Below are 22,712 nucleotides of genomic sequence, written 5' to 3'. Positions count from 1 at the left end.
GGACTATCTTGTTTCTAAAGGTGCCGAAATGATATCAAAAGAAGATTGGGGGCTAAAAAAATTAGCTTACACAATCCAACACAAAAAAAGTGGATTTTATCACTTATTTGAATACAAAGTTGCTGGAGAAGTAATTGCTCCTTTTGAACTTGAATTTAGAAGAGATGATAGCATTATGCGTTATTTAACTGTTGCGTTAGATAAACATGCTGTTGCTTGGGCAGAAAAGAGAAGACAAAGAAATAGTAACGCTAAAGCAGCTAAAAAATAAGAGATATGTCTATAGAACAACAAGCAAAAGGAGGAAAATCAGGTGATGTTCGTTACCTTACTCCGTTAGATATTGATACTAAAGAAGTAAAAAAATACTGTCGTTTTAAAAAGAACGGTATTAAGTATATTGATTATAAAGATGCTGATTTCTTATTATATTTAGTAAACGAGCAAGGTAAAATTTTACCTCGTCGTTTAACAGGAACATCATTAAAATATCAACGTAAAGTGTCTGTTGCAATTAAAAGAGCACGTCACTTAGCTTTAATGCCATATGTTGGTGATTTATTAAAATAAAAGACGAAGGATTATGGAAATTATATTAAAACAAGACGTTGAGAACTTAGGTTTTATTGACGATATTGTAACTGTAAAAAACGGTTACGGACGTAACTTCTTAATTCCTCAGGGATTAGCAGTATTAGCTACTACATCAGCTAAAAAAGTATTAGCAGAAACTTTAAAGCAACGTGCTTTTAAAGAAGAAAAGTTAATTAAAGATGCTACAGTTATTGCAGATGCATTAAAAGAATTAGAAGTTAAAATTGCTGCAAAAACTGCAGATAGTTCTAAATTATTTGGTTCTGTTAACAATGCAGATGTTGCTGAAGCTTTAGCAGCTGCAGGACAAGTAGTAGATAAAAAATACATTAAAGTAGAAGGTGGTACAATTAAAAGAATTGGAAAATACAATGCTACAATTAGATTGCATAGATCTGTAGTAGTTGATTTAACAATTGATGTTATTGCTGAAGCTAACTAATATTAATAATAACATTTATGTTATTATAAAAAACCCACTTTTTAGTGGGTTTTTTTATGTTTATAAGTGTCTAAATTAAATAGTAATTAACAATGTGTAGTTAATAAAGATTTGATAATGATTTAATTACATTGAAAAAATGTTTATTTTTGAAAAAAATCAAACTTAAATTTAATACTACTATTTATGAAAAAACAATTACTACTATCTATTTTTATTGCAGTATTTTGCTCTTATTTAGGCTTTTCACAAGTAACATCATCAAAAATACAAGGAAGTGTAGAAGATGATACATCCGCAGGTTTATTTGGAGCAAATGTTGTAGCAAAACACATTCCTACTGGAACAATTTCTGGAACAATGACTCTGGAACAAGGTCGTTATTCAATACCAAATTTAAGAGTAGGTGGTCCGTACACCGTTACATTTAGTTATGTAGGTTATAAAACAATTGAAATTACCGATGTTTATTTAGAACTGGGTAATGCTTTTGATTTAGATATAAAGTTAACTGCAGAAAGTGAACAATTACAAGAAGTAGTTATTACAAGTGTAAAAAGTTCTATTTTTAATAACGATAGAACAGGTGCAGAAACAAGTGTTGGAAAACGAGAGTTAACAAATTTACCTACAATCTCAAGATCAGCATCAGATTTTACACGTTTAGATCCATCAGCTTCAGGGGGTTCATTTGGAGGAAGAAACGATCAATTTAATAATTTTACTTTAGATGGTTCAATATTTAACAATCCGTTTGGATTAGATGCGGCAACGCCTGGTGGTCAAACAGATGCGCAACCAATTTCTTTAGATGCCATTGAACAAATAAGTGTGTCTACAGCACCTTATGATGTTTCTTTATCTGGTTTTACAGGCGCCTCTATTAATGCGGTAACTAAAAGTGGTACTAATAAATTTTCGGGTACTGTTTACGGCTATTTTAGAAATCAGGATTTAACAGGCGATAAAATAAAAGGTGAAAGTATTTTTGTGCCTAAATTAGAACAAAAACAATATGGATTTAGTATAGGAGGTCCAATTATAAAAGATAAATTGTTCTTTTTTGCAAATTTTGAAAAAGATGATAGATCGGATTTAGGGCAATCTTGGTTGCCTAATAGAGGAACAGGTGCTATAAATGAATCTCGTGTTTTAGTAGCTGATTTAGAAAATGTGCAAACTGCGTTGGCTGGAATAGGTTATGATACGGGTGCTTATGAAGGTTTTATTCATGAATCTAACAGTACAAAAGGTATTTTTAAATTAGATTGGAATATTAATGATGATAACAGATTAGCTGTAATTTATAATTTTTTAGATGCATCAAAAGATAATACAGCTCATCCAACAGCATTAGGATTTAGAGGTCCAAACTCTCAAATGTTACAGTTTGAAAATTCGGGATATCAAATTAATAATAAAATTCAATCGTTTTTGGTTGAATTGAATTCAAAATTAAAAGATAACGTATCTAATAAATTACAAGTAGGTTATACGCATTTTGATGATTTTAGAAATCCTAAATCAGCACCAATGCCTGCATTTAGAATTCAAGATGGAAGCGGAGGGAACTATATAATTGCTGGTCATGAACCATTTTCAATTCATAATACATTAGATCAAAAAGTATTTCAAATTACAAATAATTTAAATATTAGTAAAGGAAATCATAATTACACTTTAGGATTTTCATTTGAAAAATTTCAATTTGATAATTCGTTTAATTTAGGAGCATATGGCTATGCAGATTCTAGAGGATATGTAGGTGCATTTTTTGGTGATTTTGTTGATATGGCTGCTTTTAACACGGCAATTTCAAACGGACTTTTGGCAGATGCAATGGCAAACGCTGAAGCTGTTTATGCTGCGGGAAATTGGAGTTTAGCTGAAACAAATGTAGGGCAATTGGCATTTTATGCCCAAGATGATTATACTATTAATGATAATTTTAAATTATCATATGGTGTACGATTTGATAAGCCTTTATTTTTTGATTCTGCAACAAAAGCACAAGAAGTAATTGATAGAGGAGCATTGTACCTTCCTGAAACACCATACATTGATCCTGAAACTGGTGAAACCGTATATTTTGATTCAACAAAAATGCCTAATAATAATTTTCTTATTTCTCCTCGTTTAGGATTTAATTGGGATATAAAAGGAGATAAAACAATGCAATTAAGAGGAGGTTCAGGTTTATTTACAGGGCGTTTTCCTTTTGTTTGGTTAGGAAACCAAATTGCAAATCCAAATGTATATTATTATCAAGTTGTGGATCCTGATTTTAAATTTCCTCAAGTTTGGAGAACAAGTTTAGGATTAGATAATAAACTAGAAAATGGAATTGTAATTTCTACAGATGTATCTTATACAAAAGATATTAATGGAGCACATGTTCAAAATTGGGGATTAAACACGCCATCATTAACATTAAATGGTGTTGATAATAGAGCTATTTATGCAGATTCAGATAAAGGAAATAATGCGTATGTATTTACAAATTCTGATAAAGGAAGAACTTTTAATGGAACGGTTAAAGCTCAAAAATCATTTGAAAATGGCTTGTATACAATGTTAGCATATAACTATTTAAATTCTAAAGATGTAAATTCTATTGAAGCTGAGATAACTGGAGATGCTTTTGATTTTAATCCGATTTTAGGAAATGCAAACGATGCTAATTTAGCGTATTCTAAATATGGTGATACGCACAGGATAATTGGTGTTGTATCAAAAAATTGGACGTATGGATCTAATGATAAATGGGGAACAACAATTTCTACATTTTTTGAATATGCTCAAGGAGGAAGATTTAATTATACCTATGCCGGTGATATTAACAATGATGGATCTAGTTTAAATGATTTAATTTATGTTCCAACCTCAACAGAAATTAGCTCAATGGTATTTTCTGGAACAGGTCAAGCAGAAGCATTTGATAATTTTATTGAACAAGATGATTATTTAAGTGGAAGAAGAGGGAATTATGCAGAACGCTATGGAGCTTTAGCTCCTTGGAGAGGAAAATGGGATGTTAAAATTTTACAAGATTTAAAAGTATCTGAAGATAATACATTGCAATTTAGTATTGATATTTTAAACGCTGGAAATTTAATTAATTCAGATTGGGGATTAGTGCAAGAACCAACCGCAGTACAACCAATTGGTGTTTCTGTTGATGCTTCAGGAAATCCAACCTATACATTTGATCCAAGTTTACAAGAAACATTTGTATATAATGCAACCTTAGCATCGAGATGGCAAATACAATTTGGAGTACGTTATTCTTTCTAAAAAAAAATAAATAATAGTATATTTGAACCGCCCTAAAATTGGGCGGTTTTTTATTGAATATATATATGAAATACAGAAAACTTACTAAAGAGCAATTATTAGAATTACATCAAGAATTTTCTACTTTTTTAGCTTCTCAGCAAATTGATGCAGCCGAATGGACTAAAATAAAAAATGAGAAGCCTGAAGTTGCGGATGAAGAAATAGCAATTTTTAGCGATTTAGTTTGGGAAGGAGTATTGTTAAAAGTGAACTATTTAGATCATATTTCTGAGCATCATATAAATTTATTTAAATGTGATGAAGATTCCATTTCAAGATTATATATTCAATTAAAAGATACTTCAAAAAGTTTTTTAAATACTGAAGATTTTGATTGGTTTATAAATAATCCGTTACATTCATCTATTGAATATTTTAGAGCTACTAAAAACTATGATTACGAAAGAAATTTAGAGTTGTTTAAACTAATTGAAATGGGAAGTGTAATATCTAAAGGAGATTTGTATCACTCTATAAATCAATTAACTGATTAACTATTTTTGAAACACCAGAAGAAGCATTTTCGGTAAGTATAGTTAAATTTGAAAAGTAATTTTTTTGAATACTTGGTTTTGGATCAATAAAATAAACTGGAATAGTTGAGTTTATAAAATTTATAAGGTTTGCAGCAGGGTAAACTTGCATAGATGTTCCTATAATTATTAAAATATCTGCTTTGCTGGTAATTTCAATTGCTTTTTCAAATAATGGAACTCCCTCACCAAACCAAACAATATGTGGACGAATTTGTGAGTTTAATTCACACATATCTCCAAGATTAATGTCTTTATTACATTTATAAATTAATTGCTCATTTATTGAGCTTCTAGATTTAAGTAATTCTCCGTGTAAGTGTAAAACATTTGAACTTCCAGCTCTTTCATGTAAATCATCAACATTTTGAGTAATAATGTTAACCCTATATTTTTTTTCTAATAAGGCTAAAGATGTATGTGCTAAATTAGGTGAGACTTGAGATAATTGTTGACGCCTTTTATTGTAAAAGTCAAGTACCAAGCCTGGATTTTTTTTCCAACCTATATCTGATGCTACTTCCATAACATCATGTCCTTCCCATAAACCATCAGCATCTCTAAAAGTTTTTAAACCACTTTCTGCACTAATTCCGGCTCCAGTTAAAACAACTATTTTTTTCATATGAATCATTTTATCAAAAGTAAAATTTTATCTTTGAAAAAAGGAATAATTAATGATAGATTATAAATATTTAGCATATTTAGAAGGGTTTGTTACTGAAAAAAGAAAAAATTTATTTAAAAAAGTTTTAGATAAAAGAACTCGTCATTTTACAGTGGCAATTGAAGATTTATTTCAGCCACATAATGCGAGTGCAGTTGTAAGAAGCTGTGAAATATTTGGTATTCAAGATCTTTCAATTATAGAAAATAAATATAGATTTTATGCTTCACGTAAAATTGCAAAAGGAGCACAGAAATGGTTAGATTTTAATTTATATAACCAGATTAACACCAATAATACGTTAACTTGTATAGATGAATTACGTGCAAAAGGCTATAAAATTATTGCAACCACGCCGCATAACGATTCTTGTGTTTTACAAGATTTTGATATTTCTCAAAAATCTGCCTTCTTTTTTGGTGTTGAAAAAGATGGATTATCTAAAGATGTTTTAGACAATGCCGATGGTTATTTACAAATACCAATGGTTGGTTTTACAGAAAGTTTAAATATATCTGTTGCTGCAGCAATTATACTGCAAAATGTTCATGAGCGATTAGAAAAATCGGATATTGATTGGCAATTGAGTAATGTTGAAAAAGATGAAAAATATTTAGATTGGTTAGAAAAATCAATAAAAAGCATTAAAAAAATAAAAGCTGAATACTATTCTAAAATTAGTTCTTAATTGTAATTTTATTAATATAAGCTGATGATTCACAGTTTTTTACAGTAATAGAAATGTGTTTTAAATCATTAATTCCAGAAATTGAATACTGAATACAAGAATCCATTTTAATTTTATTCCACATATCGGCATCTCCATTTTTTAGTATTTGAGAAATGGCTGCAGTATCAATTTCATACGTTTTTAAGGTTGATAAAGCTTCATCAGAAAAAACACGTTCTTTTAATCTAATATTTTTAAGTAAACGAGCATTTGGGCCATAATCAAAAGTGGTGTTTTTTTTACCTAAAAAAAACACTACAATAATAATTCCTACAGTTAATCCTCCCAAAAAATATGGTAATCTTTGTTTAAATGTCATTCTACAAAAATAGTAAATTAATGTCTCTATATGGTAAATTAAACCAATCTGCCACCGATTTATTAGTTAAAATACCGTGGTAAAAATACATTCCTTTTTGTAAACTTTTATTCATTCTAGAAGCATTTTCAAATCCACCTTCATCTGCAATATCCATTAAATACGGCGTAAAAATATTACTGATAGACACAGAAGCTGTTCTTGCATACCTTGATGGGATATTTGGAACACAATAGTGAATAACACCGTGCTTTGTGAATGTTGGGTTTTTATGAGTTGTAACTTCAGATGTTTCAATACAACCACCTCTATCTATACTTACATCAACAACAACAGCGCCTTGTTTCATTTGTTGTACCATAGTTTCAGTAACTAAAACAGGAGAACGGGAATCGCCGCGGGCAGCACCAATTACAACATCGCAACGCATTAATGCCTTTTGTAATGTTTTTGGTTGTACGGTAGAAGTATAAATTAACTGACCTAAATTACGCTGAAGTCCTCTTAGTTTTGTAATAGAATTATCAAAAACTTTTACACTTGCACCTAAACCAATGGCAGATCTTGCTGCAAATTCAGCTACTGTTCCAGCGCCTAAAATAACCACTTCACATGGTGGAACACCACCAATATTTCCTAATAGTAAACCGTTTCCACCATTATCATTACTCATTATTTCTGCAGCAATTAAAATAGATGCAGTTCCGGCAATTTCACTTAAAGATTTTACAATAGAATAGGCGCCTTGTTCATCTCTAATAAAATCAAAGGCAATTGCAGTAATTCTTTTGCTAGCTAAAGCTTCAAAATATCTTTTGGTTTGTGTTTTTAATTGTAATGCAGAAAATAAAACACTTTGTGGATTTATATAATCTATTTCATCAAAAGAAGGTGGTTCAACTTTTAAAATAATATGGCAACCAAAGGCTTCTTTTACATCGTACGATATTTTTGCGCCTGCTTCAGAATATTCTCTATCTGAGTAATTGGCGCCATCACCAGCACCTGTTTCAATAATAAATTTATGACCTTGTGCAGTTAATGCTCCAACAGCATCTGGTGTTAGGCAAACTCTTTTTTCTTGATAATGTGTTTCCTTTGGAATTCCTATAACAAGCGAACCTTTATGTTTAGAAATTTCTAAACATTCCTCTTGAGGGATTAATTCGAATTTACTGAATGGCGAAGAAATTTGTTTACCCATTATTTTTTAGTTCAATAGTTCGTAGTTGATTTTTATTTGATGTAATTGTAATACATACAGCATTTAAAGGTAGTAAATTTTCAACTTTATTTGGCCATTCTATTAAACACCAGTTATTGCTATAAAAATATTCTTCTACGCCCATATCATACGCTTCTTCAATTTTGTTAATTCTATAAAAATCGAAATGATAAATTTTTTCTTTTGTAGTTGTATGATATTCGTTTACCAACGAAAAAGTAGGGGAGCTAACATTATCAATAACTCCTAATTGTTTAACAATTTCTTTAATAAGAGTAGTTTTTCCAACACCCATTTCGCCATAAAAAAGCAGTACTTTATTTTTTGAGTTTTTTATAACTTCATTGGCAATTTCAGCTATTTCAGATAACATGTAATTTTTTATCATATACTAAATTAGTTTAAAATTTTACAAGATTATAACATGTAATTTATTTTGGTGTAAATATAGCACAAGGAATTATCATTTCCTCTAAAGAAATTCCTCCATGTTGATAGGTGTTTTTATAATATTGAACAAAGTGGTTGTAGTTATTAGGATAGGCAAAAAAGAAATCTTCTTTTGCAAAAATAAAAGAGCTACTCATATGTATAGAAGGCAATAAAAATTCTTTAGGGTTTTTTATTGCAAAAACCTCTTTATCTTCATATGTTAAACTTCTACCAGTTTTGTAACGTAAATTTGAACTAATGTTCTTATCTCCAATTACTTGTGTTGGAATTTTAGAATTTATTGTTCCGTGATCGGTTGTAATAATTAATTTATAACCTAATTTTTGCGCCTTTTGAATTATTTCTAATAAAGGTGAGTTCATAAACCAACTGTTAGTAAGTGATCTATACGCTTTATCGTCACTTGCCAATTCTTTTATAACTTCCATTTCTGTTTTAGAGTGAGATAACATGTCAACAAAATTATAAACAATTACAGTTAAATCGTTTTCTTTTGTACTGTTAAAATTTTCTGCTAATTGTTTTCCGTTTTTAATGTTTGTTATTTTATGAAAGCCCACTTTTAAATTTTGGCGTAATCTTTTTAATTGTTCCATTAAAAATTCTTCTTCAAACAAATTTTTTCCACCTTCATCGGTATCATTTTTCCAATAATTAGGATGTTTTTGTTCCATTTCTAACGGCATTAAACCAGAAAAAAGAGCATTTCTGGCATATTGTGTGGCAGTTGGTAAAATGCTGAAATACGAATTTTCTTCTTGCTTTTTATAATAGGTATTAATTGTTTTTTCTAATATTCTAAACTGATCGTAACGCAAATTATCTATAACTACTAATAATGTTCCAGATTTAGCATTTAAAATTTCTGGTAAAATTGTTTTTTTAAATAATGTGTTTGATAAAATTGGAGCATCATCATCTTCTATCCAATCTTTATAATTTTTTTTGATAAATTTAAAAAATAAAGAATTGGCTTCTTTTTTCTGACTTTCTAAAATTTCAACCATTCCTAAATCCGAAATATTTTCTAGTTCCAGTTCCCAGTACACTAAATTTTTATAAATATCAACCCATTCTTCGTAAGAATTTACCATCGCTAAATCCATTGCAATTTTTCTAAACTCTTGTTGGTAATTAGAGGTAGTTTTTTGAGATACCAAACGTGTATGATCTAAATTCTTTTTTAAACTTAGTAATATTTGATTCGGATTTACTGGTTTAATTAAATAATCGGCAATTTTATTACCAATAGCATCTTCCATTATATATTCTTCCTCACTTTTAGTAATCATTACTATTGGAAGATTTGCATGTTTATTTTTAATTTTTGTTAGTGTTTCTAGTCCAGTTAAACCTGGCATATTTTCATCTAAAAAAACAATATCAAAGCTTTCATTATCACATAAATCAATAGCGTCGGCACCGTTGGTACATTTTGTTACACTATACCCTTTTTTCTCTAAAAAAAGGATGTGTGGTTTTAATAAATCTATTTCATCATCAACCCATAAAATTTTTATATCGCTCATATTACTATATTTGTAGAATTCTTTAAAATAATTAATTTGTGATTGAAAAACAAACCAACAAACTGAAAATATTAAACGACCCAATTTACGGATTTATTACTATTCCAAATGCATTAATTTACGATTTAATAGAACATCCTTATTTCCAGCGATTAAGGCGAGTTTCGCAAATGGGATTGTCGTATTTAGTATATCCAGGAGCGCATCATACACGTTTTCATCACGCCATTGGAAGCATGTATTTAATGCAAAATGCTGTTAGAATTTTACGATTTAAAGGTGTAGAAATTTCTAATGAAGAAGAAAATGCTGTTTATATTGCTATTTTACTACATGATATTGGTCACGGACCGTTTTCACATGCTTTAGAAAAAAGTATTGTTGCAGGTGTAAATCATGAAAGTATTTCGTTAAAGTTTATGGAGGCGTTAAATGATGAATTTAATGGAAAATTATCTTTAGCAATTAAAATATTTAAAAATGAATACCATCGAAAATTTTTACATCAGCTAATTGCTAGTCAGTTAGATATGGATCGATTAGATTATTTAAAAAGAGATAGTTTTTATACCGGAGTTGCAGAAGGAAATATAAATTCTGAACGAATTTTAACCATGTTAAATGTAAAAGATGATACATTAATGGTTGAAGAAAAAGGAATTTATTCTGTTGAAAAATTTATAGTAGCCAGAAGATTAATGTATTGGCAAGCCTATTTGCATAAAGCAGGTTTAGGTGCAGAAAAATTAATGGAAAAAATATTAGTTAGAGCTAAAGAACTAACGTTAAAAGGAGTTAAACTTCCTGCAAGTAAAGCTTTTAGCTATTTTTTAAACAATCAAATTAATGAAGATAATTTTAATAATGAAACATTAAAAACATTCTCAAGATTAGATGATTACGATGTGTTTTTATCTATTAAAGAATGGATTTCTAACGATGATTTTATTTTATCAACCTTATCAAAAAACTTAATTAATAGAAATCTACCTAAAGTTAAATTAGAGAACCAACCAATAAGTTTAGAACGCATTGAAAAACTAAAAAATGAGGTTAAAAAAGCTCATAATTTAAATGAAAATGAAGTAGATTATTTTGTGTACTCAGGCGAAATTTTTAACCAAGCGTATGATTCTACTCAAAATATTATTCAAATTTTGTATAAAAATGGTACTGTAAAAGACATTATAGAAGCCTCGGACCACTTGAATATTCAAGCATTATCAAAACCTGTGTATAAGTACTATTTCTGCTATCCAAAGAAATAGGTATAGTTCAACTTTTTTTTTACTTTTGTCGTGATGAAATTTACAGCAATTCAAATAGCAGAAATTTTAGAAGGTGAGATAACTGGAGATGAAAATGTAGAAGTTTTTAAGCTCTCTAAAATTGAAGAAGGAGAAGAAGGTTCGTTAACCTTTCTTTCAAATCCAAAATATACAAACTTTATTTATACAACTAAGGCTTCAATAACCATTGTAAATAAAGATTTTGTAACAGAAAAGGAACTAACAACAACCCTAATTAAGGTTGTTGATGCCTATAAAGCATTTTCTAAATTATTAGAGTTTTACAATGAGGTAAAATTGAATAAAAAAGGAATTGAGCAACCCATATTTATTAGTGAATCCGCAATTATTGGAGAACATATTTATTTAGGTGCTTTTTCGTATATTAGTAACAATGTAAAAATTGGTGATAATGTAAAAATTTATCCAAATGTTTATATTGGTGATAATGTGGAAATAGGAGCAAATACAACAATATTTGCGGGAGCAAAAATTTATTCAGAAACCATTATTGGCGAGAATTGTTCAATACATTCTGGCGTAATAATTGGAGCTGATGGTTTTGGTTTTGCACCTAGTGCAGAAGGAACTTATAATAAAATCCCTCAAATAGGAAATGTTATTATTGAAGATAATGTAGATATTGGCGCTGCAACAACTATAGATAGAGCAACGTTAGGATCTACTATTATAAGAAAAGGAGTAAAACTTGACAATCAAATTCAAGTGGCTCACAATGTAGAAATTGGTAAAAACACAGTAATTGCTGCACAAACAGGAATTGCCGGTTCTACTAAAATTGGCGAAAATTGTAAAATTGGAGGTCAAGTAGGTATTGTAGGTCATATTATTATTGGTAATAATGTTCAGGTACAAGCCCAAAGTGGAATTAGTAGAAATATTAAGGACAATGAAGTAATTCAGGGAACACCAGCCATTGGTTATAACGATTTTAATAAATCATATGTGTACTTTAAAAAGTTACCAAAATTAGCAGCCACAATAAATTCCATTGAAAAAGAAGTTAAAGCTTTAAAAGTTGAAGAATAATGAATAAAAAACAACAAACTATTAAAAAAGAAGTCACACTTTCTGGTGTTGGTTTACATACAGGTAATAAAGTAACAATGACTTTTAAACCTGCTCCAATAAATAATGGTTATGCTTTTGTTAGAATTGATTTAGAAGGCGAGCCTGTTATTGAAGCAAGTGCAGAATATGTTTTAAATACACAAAGAGGAACAAACCTTGAGAAAAGAGGAGTTTCAGTAAATACATCGGAGCATGTATTGGCTGCGGTTGTAGCTTTAGATATAGATAATATTATTATAGAAATTAATGCGCCAGAGCCACCAATAATGGATGGTTCATCAAAACATTTTATAGCAGCATTAGAAGAAGCAGGTATTGTAGAACAAGACGCTGAAAGAGAAGAATATGTTGTAAAAGAAGTGATTTCTTATAAAGATGAAGAATCTGGTAGTGAAATTATTATAATGCCTAGTTCAGAGTATCAAGTAACAACAATGGTTGATTTTGGCACCAAAGTGTTAGGAACTCAAAATGCTACATTAGATAGACTTTCCGATTTTAAAAGTGAAATTGCAGATGCAAGAACCTTTAGTTTTTTACATGAACTAGAAATGTTACTTGATAACAATTTAATTAAAGGAGGCGATTTAAATAATGCCATTGTATATGTTGATAAAGAAATATCAAATGATACAATGACAAAGCTTAAAAAAGCCTTTAATAAAGAGTCTTTAGCAGTAAAACCAAACGGAATATTAGATAACCTAACATTGCGTTGGGCAAATGAAGCTGCGCGTCATAAATTACTAGATGTAATAGGCGATTTAGCTTTAGTTGGAACACGAATTAGAGGGAAGGTTATAGCAAATAAACCAGGACATTTAGTAAATACTATTTTTGCTAAAAAACTTCAAAAAATTATAAAGCAAGAAAAAAGAAATAACGTACCTACTTTCGATTTAAACTTACCACCGTTAATGGATATTCATAAAATTATGAGTATTCTACCACACAGACCACCATTTTTATTAATTGATAGAATTATAGAATTATCTCCAACTCACGTGGTTGGAATGAAAAATGTGACTATGAACGAGTCATTTTTTGTTGGTCATTTTCCAGATGCACCAGTTATGCCAGGAGTTTTACAAGTTGAAGCAATGGCGCAATGTGGTGGTGTGTTAGTTTTAAATACGGTACCAGATCCTGAAAACTATTTAACATATTTTATGAAAATGGATAATGTTAAATTTAAACAAAAAGTATTACCAGGAGATACATTAATATTTAAAGCAGAATTAATAACCCCAATAAGAAGAGGAATTTGCCATATGCAAGCCTGTGCATACGCTAACGGAAGGTTAGTGGCTGAAGCAGAATTAATGGCTCAAATTGCTAAAAAACCAACAGAATAATGAATCAACCTTTAGCATATATACATCCCGGTGCAAAAATAGCTACAAATGTAGTAGTTGAACCATTTACAACAATTCATAATAATGTAGTCATAGGTTCCGGAACCTGGATTGGTTCTAATGTTACCATTATGGAAGGAGCCAGAATAGGAAAAAATTGTAGAATATTTCCAGGAGCTGTTATTTCAGCAATTCCACAAGATTTAAAATTTGATGGAGAAGATTCTTTGGCTATAATTGGAGATAATACAACCATTAGAGAATGTTGTACAGTTAATAGAGGAACCAAAGCCTTAGGAAAAACTCAAATAGGAGATAATTGTTTAATTATGGCAACTTCGCATATAGCACATGATTGTATTATTGGCGATAATTGTATACTTGCAAACGGTTCCGTAATAGCTGGGCACGTTACTGTAGGTGACTTTGCAATTTTAAGTGGTTTAGTTGCAGTACATCAGTTTATACATATTGGTGAACATGCAATGGTTTCTGGAGGATCATTAGTAAGAAAAGATGTTCCACCTTTTACAAAAGCAGGAAAAGAGCCATTATCTTATGTTGGGATAAATTCTATCGGTTTAAGAAGAAGAGGCTTTACAACAGAAAAAATTAGAGAAATTCAAGATATTTACAGAATATTATATCAAAAAACATATAATAATACCCAAGCTTTAGAAATTATTGAAGCTGAAATGGAAGCAACCAAAGAAAGAGATCAAATTATTCTTTTTATAAAAAATTCTCAGCGTGGAATTATGAAAGGATATACAGGAAGTTAATTTGGAATTAGGAATTTTTCACTCATAATCTTCAGTTTTAGTTTTCTGTTTTTATACAGAATTAGTTACAAATAATAATAGAAATAAATTTAAAAAAATAGAATGGCAACAACATCAGATATTAGAAACGGTTTATGTTTAAGGTATAATAATGATATATTTAAAGTAGTTGAATTTTTACATGTAAAACCAGGAAAAGGGCCAGCGTTTGTAAGAACAAAATTAAAAAGTTTATCTAGCGGAAAAGTATTAGAAAATACATTTCCAGCAGGAAGAAAAATTGAAGATATTAGAGTAGAAACAAGAAAATATCAATTTTTATACCCAGAAGGCGATACTTTTCATTTTATGAATACAGACGATTATAATCAAATTACATTATTAAAAGAAACTTTAGATGCGCCAGAACTATTAAAAGAAGGTGAAATTGTTACAGTTATTTTTAATACTGAAGATAATATGCCTTTATCTGTTGATATGCCTGCAAGTGTTGTTTTAGAAATAACACATACAGAACCTGGAGTTAAAGGAAATACAGCTACAAATGCTACAAAACCTGCAACTGTTGAAACTGGTGCAACTATAAACGTTCCTTTATTTATTAATGAAGGAGATAAAGTAAAAGTTGATACTGCAAAAGGTGCTTATTTAGAAAGAGTAAAAGAATAACATTATGAAATTTCCTCGAAAATATAGTTTAGCTGAAATAGCTGAGTTGTTAAATGTTAAATTTGTAGGACCTGAAGATTTTCCAGTTTTAGGATGTAACGAAATTCATGTGGTTGAAGAGGGAGATATTGTTTTTGTTGATCATCCTAAATATTACGACAAAGCTTTAGAGTCTAAAGCTACTGTTGTTTTAATTAACAAAAAGGTAAAATGTCCGGTTGGAAAAGCCTTATTAATTTCGGAAGATCCGTTTACTGATTTTAATAAACTTTCTAAGCACTTTAATTCATTTAAAAAAGCCACTGCAGCTATAGCAGATTCTGCAGTTATTGGAAAAAATACGGTTATTCAACCAAATGCATTTATTGGAAATAATGTTGTAATTGGTGATAATTGTTTAATTCATTCCAATGTTTCTATTTATGATAATTGTAAAATAGGAAACAACGTAACAATACATGCAGGTTCTATTTTAGGAGCCGATGCTTTTTATTACAAAAAAAGACCTGAAGGGTATGATAAATTAATATCAAGCGGAAGTGTTATTATTGAAGATAATGTTGATATTGGTGCGCTTTGTACAATAGACAGAGGTGTTTCTGGAAATACAACTATAAAAAAAGGATCTAAAATAGATAATCAAGTTCAAATAGGGCATGATACTGTAATTGGTGAAAATTGTTTAATTGCCTCGCAAACTGGTGTGGCTGGTTGTGTTATAGTAGAAGATGAAGTAACTTTATGGGGACAAGTAGGAACAAATAGTGGAATTACTATTGGTAAAAAAGCTGTTGTTTTAGGGCAATCTGGTGTTACAAAATCAATTTCTGGAGGTAAAACATATTTTGGAACTCCAATTGAAGAATCTAGAATTAAATTAAAAGAACTTGCTGGTATTAAGCAATTATTAAAGACTCAAAAAAAGTAAGATTATCAAGGTTTAATATATTTAATATTCTACATTTGTAAGAAGCATACTAACTTTAATTAAAAAAATACATTAATGAGCGTTTTAGTAAATAAAAATTCGAATATTATTGTTCAAGGATTTACAGGTGGTGAAGGAACATTTCATGCTACCCAAATGATTGAATATGGTACAAATGTAGTTGGAGGAGTAACTCCAGGAAAAGGAGGTCAAACACATTTAGATAAGCCGGTATTTAATACGGTTCAAGATGCAGTAGATAAAGTTGCTGCAGATACATCTATCATATTTGTTCCGCCAGCTTTTGCTGCAGATGCTATTATGGAAGCTGCTGCTGCAGGAATTAAAGTTATTATTTGTATTACAGAAGGAATTCCGGTAGCCGATATGGTGAAGGTAAAAGCATATATTGCTAATAAAGATTGCAGATTAGTTGGTCCAAACTGTCCTGGTGTAATTACTCCAGGAGAAGCTAAAGTAGGGATTATGCCTGGGTTTATTTTTAAAAAGGGTAGAGTAGGTATTGTGTCAAAATCTGGTACTTTAACTTATGAAGCTGCTGATCAGGTGGTTAAAAAAGGATATGGAATTACTACAGCAATTGGAATTGGAGGAGATCCAATTATTGGAACAACAACAAAAGATGCTGTAGAATTATTAATGAACGATGATGAAACTGATTGTATTGTTATGATTGGTGAAATTGGAGGTCAATTAGAAGCAGAAGCTGCACGTTGGATAAAAGCTGATGGGAATAGAAAACCAGTAGTTGGTTTTATTGCTGGTCAAACTGCGCCAAAAGGAAGAACAATGGGACACGCTGGTGCTATTGTTGGTGGAGCTGATGATACAGCACAAGCAAAAATGGCAATATTAAAAGAAAATGGAATTTTTGTAGTTGATTCTCCAGCTAAAATTGGTGAAAAAGTAGCTGAAATTTTAGGCTAATATTTTATAAAAAAACAAAAACTCTCAATTTTACTTGAGAGTTTTTTTTTGTTCCTTGCAATAATTATTATTGAAGAACAAAGTTTAATCTTGCAAATAGAAATCTTCCTGCAATACCAAATTGTTGAGATGTTGTAGACCAATCAAATCTTCCCGAGCTTCTATTAGCAGCAATAGATCTATCTGGATAAATATCAAAAAGGTTATTGGCACCAATAGTAACTGTTGTGCTTTCAGAAAAATTATATCCAAAAGATAAATCTGTTACAATTTTAGATCCAAAAACTTGTTGGTTTTCTATAGTTGTAGTAGCTTGTGTAACCTCTCCAAACCAAACATTTCTTAAAAAGATATTAAATTTATCAGTTGTAAAACTATTTGTTAAATTAATTTTAGATCTTGGTACAGACTCTTCTAAATATATTCTACTGTCTTCACGAAAATAAGTATCTACTAAACCAGCATTTTCTAAAACTTCAGAAGCTTTAATATCTCCAACTTTTATTGTTTTAGAAAAAGTTCCTGTTAAATCAGTTTTTAATTTTAAATTATCACTAAGCATTACATCATGCGTTATAACAATATCAATTCCTTTAGATTCAGTATCAATTGCATTTGCAAAAAATGAAGCGGCAGATGCATTTGCTTGTGCTAATAAATTATCTAATTCAGTACCAGTTCCCGGACCTTTAAATTGTCCTGTGTATATAATTCTATCATCAATTGTAACAAAATACCCATCAACTGTTATTGTTAAGTGAGCATTTGGAATTTTACTTGTAAATCCTAAACTTATACTTTTAGAAGTTTCTTGTTTTAATTTAGGAATTCCTAATAATTCTGCAGCTCTACTATCATTTGAAAAAGTACCAACTTCTTGTGGGTCACCATTTTTATCAAAAATTGTAGAAGTAGAATTAAAATTTAATTGGTGTAAAGATGGTGCTCTAAAACCAGTGTTAAAAGCAGCTCTTAAATTTGTATTTTCTCCAGCTTTTATTCTTGAAGCTACTTTAAAGTTAAGTGTAGAACCAAAGTCTGAATAATCTTCATATCGAGTAGCTGCACTTAGTAAAAAGTTTTCTGAAATATCTGCTTCCAAGTCTAAATAACCAGCAACACTACTTCTTCCTCTAGATAATTCATTAGTTGGGCTAAATCCTGGAAATACTTGCGATCCTCCTGGTCTAGAATTTCCAAAGAAATCTTGTGCTGCAACTTGGGTTGATGTTGTTATTACTTGGCCATCTTCGGTATATTGTGCATATGAAGCTTCTTCACCTGCAAAAATATCGTAATTTTCAATTCGGTATTCGGCGCCAAAAGCAACATTTAACCCATCCATTACATCTTTATAAAATTTATTTAAATCTAAATTGGTTGTGTTTTGTAAAAAAGAAAAGCCACCAGCATCAAAATAGGATGGAGATGCATTTTGCATAGAAGCATTTGATGTGTTTCCTATAGTGTATAAAAATTTATTGATACCATAAGTATTACTAAAATCAATATTCCAATCATTAATTTTTCCTTTTAGACCTACTGCAAATGATTTATCTGTAATAGTTGAGTTTATTTCTGGTAAAAACCCATTAATATAAGCTGGTGTGTATGTTCTACTTTGGTTTGGTAATCTATAAAAACCAGCTGAATTTCCTGTTCTAGAACTTACTCCGGCAAAAGAATAAAATTCTGTGCCTTTATCATTTAAAGGTAAAGATAAATTCGCGAAAAATCGACCGCCTCTTAATGAAGATTGACCAACTCTCATATTAAAATCGCTTCTTTCTAAACCTCTTGCAGCTAATTCTGCAGTTGTGTTATCGGTACTTAAAATAGCTCTTAATTCATCTTTAGTAGCATTGGCATCTAACCCTAAACCTGCTTCATTTCCATATTGAATAACGTCCGAAACATCATCATCTAAAAGATTTGATAAATTATAACCATCATAATTGGCATATCTTTCTACGGTATTGTATAAATTAAAAATAGTTCCTTCCCATTCTTTCATTCTATTATAATCATCTCTTACATCAAAATCTCCTGTAAAATTTAAAAAACCTCCATTTTCATTTAATTGTAAACCATAGTTGGCACTTATATTTGTGGTTTCACCATCAACACCTCCAGTTTGGGAATTAGAATTTTTAGAAAAATTGGCTCCGGTTGTTATATTTAAAGATAATTCATTAGTACTTCTTTTAAGTACAATATTAATTACACCTGCAATTGCATCAGATCCGTACTGCGCAGCTGCACCATCTCTTAAAACTTCAATTCGTTCTATTGAAGCTGCAGGTATAGTATTTAAATCGGTACCAACACTTCCTCTTCCAAATGTTCCATTAACATTAATTAATGAAGAATTATGTCTTCTTTTTCCATTAATTAAAACTAAAACTTGATCAGGACCTAAACCTCTTAAAGAAGCAGGATCTATATGGTCTGTACCATCAGCAATAGTTTGTGTATTGGAAGAAAAAGATGGAGCAACATAATTTAATATTTGATTTAAATTAACCTGTGGACCAGCCGTTACCAATTCTGTTACATCAATTACATCTATAGGTACTGAAGTATCTACGGCAGTTCTATTGGGGTTTCTTGAACCTACTACAACAACTTCATTAAGCACAACACCTGCTTGCATAACAACATTAAATGTTTTAGTACCGTCCATTTGTAATTTTATCTTATTAAAACCTACATAATTAAAAATTAGGTTTTCACTAGATTCTACCGAAATAGAATAATTTCCTTCAAAATCTGTTATGGTTCCACGCGAGGTACCTTCCACAGTTACAGAAACTCCTGGCAATGGTTGATTGTCAGAATCTTTTACGTTCCCACTCACTTTATACGATTGGGCATTAATTATTATTGTAAAAAGAAAAGAAATAATAAATAATATTTTTTTTGTTTGTATCATACGCTTAATTTGAAAATTAATTTTAATGAATTAGTTGATGTTTTTAAAAATGCTATATTGTTAATGTATATGTTAAAAATATGTTAAGTTTACATATAAAAAGAATGTATAATTAACAAAAAACTATGTTTAATTAATATTGTTACGAATAATGCAATGTAAAAAGTTAACATTTTATTTACCTGAAAAATATTTAACTTTTTGTTTGTTAAAGTGTTAGTGTTTTTCAACTTGTTATATAGTTGAATACTATGATAAATGTTAGGAATTCTAGAAATGAAAATATTTTTATAAAAACTATATTTTTTTTGAATTATGTATAATCTCCAAAAAATAGCTCTGATTGATCATAATTGATAAATTTTGAAAAAATATTTATGTGGTGTTTTTTTTATACAAATGTGTATCTTTGAATTGTTGAAAAATTAAACTAAACATACATTAAAATGAAACTTTTAGAAAATAAAACAGCATTAATAACAGGAGCAACTAGAGGTATTGGAAGAGGAATTGCTTTAAGTTTTGCAAAACAAGGAGCTAATGTAGCTTTTACATATAGTTCTTCTGTTGAAGCAGCAAATGAATTAGAGCAAGAATTAGAAAAATTTGGAATAAAAGCTAAAGGTTACCAATCTAATGCCGCAAATTTTGATGCCGCACAACAATTAGCAGCAGATGTTTTAAAGGAATTTGGAACTATTGATGTGTTGGTTAATAATGCAGGTATTACAAAAGATAATTTATTAATGCGTATTTCTGAAGAAGATTTTGATACTGTAATTGAGGTAAATTTAAAATCTGTTTTTAATTTAACAAAAGCGGTAATACGACCAATGATGAAACAACGTGCTGGATCTATTATTAATATGAGTTCGGTAGTTGGATTAAAAGGAAATGCCGGACAAGCAAATTATGCAGCATCTAAAGCTGGTATTTTAGGATTTACCAAATCTGTAGCTTTAGAATTAGGTTCAAGAAATATTAGATGTAATACTATTGCTCCAGGATTTATTGAAACTGAAATGACAGATAAATTAAATGAAGATGTAGTAAAAGGTTGGAGAGAAGCAATTCCTTTAAAAAGAGGAGGAACTCCAGAAGATGTTGCAAACGCGTGTGTATTTTTAGCGTCAGATATGAGTTCTTATATTACCGGACAAACATTAAGTGTTGATGGAGGTATGTTAACATAAAATATAAGCTGTTGGAAACTAACGTGTTGATATTTATAATTTTAGCTTTTATAGCTTCCATAGGTATCGCTGCTTTTCAATATATTTATAATAATAAAGAAAAAAGCCAATTAAATTATTGGCTTTTTTCTTTACGTTTTTTAAGCATTTTTGCAATTTTAATTCTTTTTATAAATCCTTCTTTTAAAAAGAATCAGATTGAAACTGTAAAACCAAGACTTTTAATTGCTGTTGATAATTCATCATCTATAAAACACAATTCACTTGTTACCAATGTACTTGCGTTAATAGATAAATTGAAAAATAATAAAGAGTTAAATTCTAAATTTGATTTGCACTTTTTTAAATTTGGATCAAGATTAGCCAGTTTAGATTCCTTAACTTTTTCAGAAAATAGAACAAACTTAGAGTTACCTTTTAAAGAATTTTCAAAATTATATAAAGACGGTATAAATCCTGTGGTTTTAATTACGGATGGAAATCAAACTTTAGGGAATAATGTGGCTTTTGAAAACTATAAAAATCCAGTTTACCCAGTGGTTTTTGGTGATACCACAAAAGTAGATGATATTTATATTAGCCAATTAAACGTAAATAAATTTACCTATATAAACAATAATCTTCCTGTGGAGATATTTGTGAATTATACTGGAAATTCATCAGTTATAAAAACATTAAAAGTACTACATAAAGGCAAAACAATATTTACAAAACAGTTGCAGTTTTCAGGCTCAAAAAATGTTCAAATCGAATCATTTTTTATTACTTCTTCTGAAAGTGGAAATCAATATTATACAGCAACAATAGAATCTTTAGAAAACGAAAAACACACAGTAAATAATTCTAAAACTTTTAGCGTTAATGTAATAGAAGAACAAAGCAAGATTTTAATTTTAAGCGCTATAAATCATCCAGATTTAGGAATGCTGAAAAAATCTATTGAAACTAATAAGCAACGATCTGTTTCAATTTTTAACATCGAAAATAAAAACTTTAACATTAATGATTATCAGTTGATTATATTATATCAGCCAAATAATAAGTTTAAGTATATTTTTGATGAAATTTCTTCAAAAAAAATAAATAATTTTATAATTACAGGCGTTAGTACCGATTGGAATTTTTTAAATGCTAATCAAAAAATATTTTATAAAAACGCATCAAAACAAACAGAAAATTACAGTGCTACTTTAAATAAAGAGTATGCTGTTTTTCAAAACAGTGATATTAATTTTAACAGTTTTGCTCCGTTAGAAGAAGCTTTTGGAGAGGTTAAATTTAAGTATGATTTTAACACATTATTATTTCAAAAAATTGGGAATATAGAGTTGAAAAAACCATTATTAGCAACGTTTGAAATTGATACGCAAAAAGGAGCTGTTTTATTTGGTGAAAATTCTTGGAGATGGAGAATGAACAGTTTTGCAGAGTATAGAAATTTTGAACTGTTTGATGGATTTATCTCTAATTTAATTCAATATTTAACATCAACAAAAACAAATAGCCGCTTAAATGTTTCGGTAGAACCTATATATTTTGCCAATGAAACCATTTTTATTTCTGCAAGTTATTTAGATAAAAATTTAAATTTTGATGGAAGAGCTAAATTATGGTTTTCCTTGTTGAATTCTGAAAATAAAATACTACAAAAAATACCATTTTCTCTTGGAAACAACAGTTTTAATGTTTCATTATC

At 29.6% G+C, this 22,712-nt stretch carries 21 protein-coding genes; 15 read left to right on the top strand and 6 right to left on the bottom strand.

Annotated elements, in window-relative coordinates:
* The 5 genes from rpsF to ABY298_RS07275 form a co-directional block, all read left to right on the top strand.
* A partial coding sequence (gene rpsF, locus ABY298_RS07295) for a 30S ribosomal protein S6 (protein WP_372745360.1) occupies positions 1 to 271 on the top strand: 271 nt, incomplete at its 5' end.
* 5 nt (positions 272 to 276) lie between these two features.
* Positions 277 to 570, top strand: coding sequence for a 30S ribosomal protein S18 (gene rpsR, locus ABY298_RS07290; protein WP_372745359.1), 294 nt, complete (start codon positions 277 to 279; stop codon positions 568 to 570).
* Positions 571 to 583: 13 nt separating this feature from the next.
* Positions 584 to 1,036 carry a 50S ribosomal protein L9 gene (gene rplI, locus ABY298_RS07285; RefSeq protein WP_372745358.1) on the top strand — a complete coding sequence of 151 codons (453 nt, stop codon included), beginning with the start codon at positions 584 to 586 and terminating at the stop codon, positions 1,034 to 1,036.
* A gap of 186 nt (positions 1,037 to 1,222) precedes the next feature.
* Entirely contained in the window at positions 1,223 to 4,330 is a 3,108-nt protein-coding gene (locus tag ABY298_RS07280) for a carboxypeptidase regulatory-like domain-containing protein (RefSeq protein WP_372745357.1), read from the top strand.
* A 65-nt stretch (positions 4,331 to 4,395) separates the two neighbouring features.
* Positions 4,396 to 4,866 (top strand): DUF6495 family protein, encoded by a 471-nt coding sequence (locus ABY298_RS07275; protein ID WP_372745356.1) that lies wholly within the window; start codon positions 4,396 to 4,398, stop codon positions 4,864 to 4,866.
* Here ABY298_RS07275 and ABY298_RS07270 read toward each other — a convergent pair.
* Entirely contained in the window at positions 4,844 to 5,530 is a 687-nt protein-coding gene (locus tag ABY298_RS07270) for an NAD-dependent deacetylase (RefSeq protein WP_372745355.1), read from the bottom strand. The two genes, ABY298_RS07275 and ABY298_RS07270, sit on opposite strands and share 23 nt — an antisense overlap.
* A 52-nt stretch (positions 5,531 to 5,582) precedes the next feature.
* On the opposite strand from ABY298_RS07270, the gene ABY298_RS07265 reads away from it, so the two are divergent.
* Positions 5,583 to 6,260, top strand: coding sequence for a TrmH family RNA methyltransferase (locus ABY298_RS07265; RefSeq protein ID WP_372745354.1), 678 nt, complete (start codon positions 5,583 to 5,585; stop codon positions 6,258 to 6,260).
* Here ABY298_RS07265 and ABY298_RS07260 read toward each other — a convergent pair.
* From ABY298_RS07260 to ABY298_RS07245, 4 genes are read right to left on the bottom strand one after another with little or no spacing between them, the layout of a single operon-like run.
* Positions 6,250 to 6,621: a hypothetical protein gene (locus tag ABY298_RS07260; protein ID WP_372745353.1), complete on the bottom strand. Its 372-nt coding sequence runs from the start codon at positions 6,619 to 6,621 to the stop codon at positions 6,250 to 6,252. The genes ABY298_RS07265 and ABY298_RS07260 overlap by 11 nt on opposite strands.
* A gap of 1 nt (position 6,622) precedes the next feature.
* Positions 6,623 to 7,825, bottom strand: coding sequence for an alanine dehydrogenase (locus ABY298_RS07255; protein ID WP_372745352.1), 1,203 nt, complete (start codon positions 7,823 to 7,825; stop codon positions 6,623 to 6,625).
* On the bottom strand, positions 7,818 to 8,234 hold the full coding sequence (tsaE, locus tag ABY298_RS07250) for a tRNA (adenosine(37)-N6)-threonylcarbamoyltransferase complex ATPase subunit type 1 TsaE (protein WP_372745351.1): 417 nt from the start codon (positions 8,232 to 8,234) through the stop codon (positions 7,818 to 7,820). The genes ABY298_RS07255 and tsaE overlap by 8 nt, the downstream gene beginning before the upstream one ends.
* A gap of 43 nt (positions 8,235 to 8,277) precedes the next feature.
* Positions 8,278 to 9,828 carry a PglZ domain-containing protein gene (locus tag ABY298_RS07245; RefSeq protein ID WP_372745350.1) on the bottom strand — a complete coding sequence of 517 codons (1,551 nt, stop codon included), beginning with the start codon at positions 9,826 to 9,828 and terminating at the stop codon, positions 8,278 to 8,280.
* 38 nt (positions 9,829 to 9,866) lie between these two features.
* Between ABY298_RS07245 and ABY298_RS07240 the strand changes: the two genes are divergently transcribed.
* The 7 genes from ABY298_RS07240 to sucD all read left to right on the top strand — a co-directional run bounded on the left by ABY298_RS07240 (position 9,867) and on the right by sucD (position 16,891).
* Complete coding sequence (locus ABY298_RS07240) at positions 9,867 to 11,096, top strand: HD domain-containing protein (RefSeq protein WP_372745349.1); 1,230 nt, start codon at positions 9,867 to 9,869, stop codon at positions 11,094 to 11,096.
* Positions 11,097 to 11,129: 33 nt separating this feature from the next.
* Positions 11,130 to 12,167 carry a UDP-3-O-(3-hydroxymyristoyl)glucosamine N-acyltransferase gene (gene lpxD / locus ABY298_RS07235; RefSeq protein ID WP_372745348.1) on the top strand — a complete coding sequence of 346 codons (1,038 nt, stop codon included), beginning with the start codon at positions 11,130 to 11,132 and terminating at the stop codon, positions 12,165 to 12,167.
* A complete protein-coding gene (locus tag ABY298_RS07230; protein WP_372745347.1) occupies positions 12,167 to 13,564 on the top strand; it encodes a bifunctional UDP-3-O-[3-hydroxymyristoyl] N-acetylglucosamine deacetylase/3-hydroxyacyl-ACP dehydratase in 1,398 nt (465 codons plus the stop codon). The genes lpxD and ABY298_RS07230 overlap by 1 nt, the downstream gene beginning before the upstream one ends.
* Entirely contained in the window at positions 13,564 to 14,346 is a 783-nt protein-coding gene (lpxA, locus tag ABY298_RS07225; RefSeq protein ID WP_372745346.1) for an acyl-ACP--UDP-N-acetylglucosamine O-acyltransferase, read from the top strand. The genes ABY298_RS07230 and lpxA overlap by 1 nt, the downstream gene beginning before the upstream one ends.
* Before the next feature lie 102 nt (positions 14,347 to 14,448).
* A complete protein-coding gene (gene efp, locus ABY298_RS07220; protein WP_372745345.1) occupies positions 14,449 to 15,015 on the top strand; it encodes an elongation factor P in 567 nt (188 codons plus the stop codon).
* A gap of 4 nt (positions 15,016 to 15,019) precedes the next feature.
* On the top strand, positions 15,020 to 15,943 hold the full coding sequence (locus ABY298_RS07215; protein WP_372745344.1) for a UDP-3-O-(3-hydroxymyristoyl)glucosamine N-acyltransferase: 924 nt from the start codon (positions 15,020 to 15,022) through the stop codon (positions 15,941 to 15,943).
* A 75-nt stretch (positions 15,944 to 16,018) separates the two neighbouring features.
* Positions 16,019 to 16,891 carry a succinate--CoA ligase subunit alpha gene (gene sucD / locus ABY298_RS07210; protein ID WP_372745342.1) on the top strand — a complete coding sequence of 291 codons (873 nt, stop codon included), beginning with the start codon at positions 16,019 to 16,021 and terminating at the stop codon, positions 16,889 to 16,891.
* Between the two features lie 67 nt (positions 16,892 to 16,958).
* On the opposite strand, the gene ABY298_RS07205 is transcribed toward sucD, so the two are convergent.
* A complete protein-coding gene (locus tag ABY298_RS07205; RefSeq protein ID WP_372745341.1) occupies positions 16,959 to 19,823 on the bottom strand; it encodes a TonB-dependent receptor domain-containing protein in 2,865 nt (954 codons plus the stop codon).
* A gap of 446 nt (positions 19,824 to 20,269) precedes the next feature.
* On the opposite strand from ABY298_RS07205, the gene fabG reads away from it, so the two are divergent.
* Both fabG and ABY298_RS07195 read left to right on the top strand, forming a co-directional pair.
* Entirely contained in the window at positions 20,270 to 21,016 is a 747-nt protein-coding gene (gene fabG / locus ABY298_RS07200; protein ID WP_372745340.1) for a 3-oxoacyl-[acyl-carrier-protein] reductase, read from the top strand.
* An 11-nt stretch (positions 21,017 to 21,027) separates the two neighbouring features.
* Positions 21,028 to 22,712 (top strand): VWA domain-containing protein (locus ABY298_RS07195; protein ID WP_372745339.1); only part of this gene is annotated, 1,685 nt, incomplete at its 3' end.

The sequence above is a fragment of the Lutibacter sp. genome, from assembly GCF_041596795.1.
Classification (GTDB): domain Bacteria; phylum Bacteroidota; class Bacteroidia; order Flavobacteriales; family Flavobacteriaceae; genus Lutibacter.
This window is presented reverse-complemented; position numbering and strand designations above follow the sequence as displayed.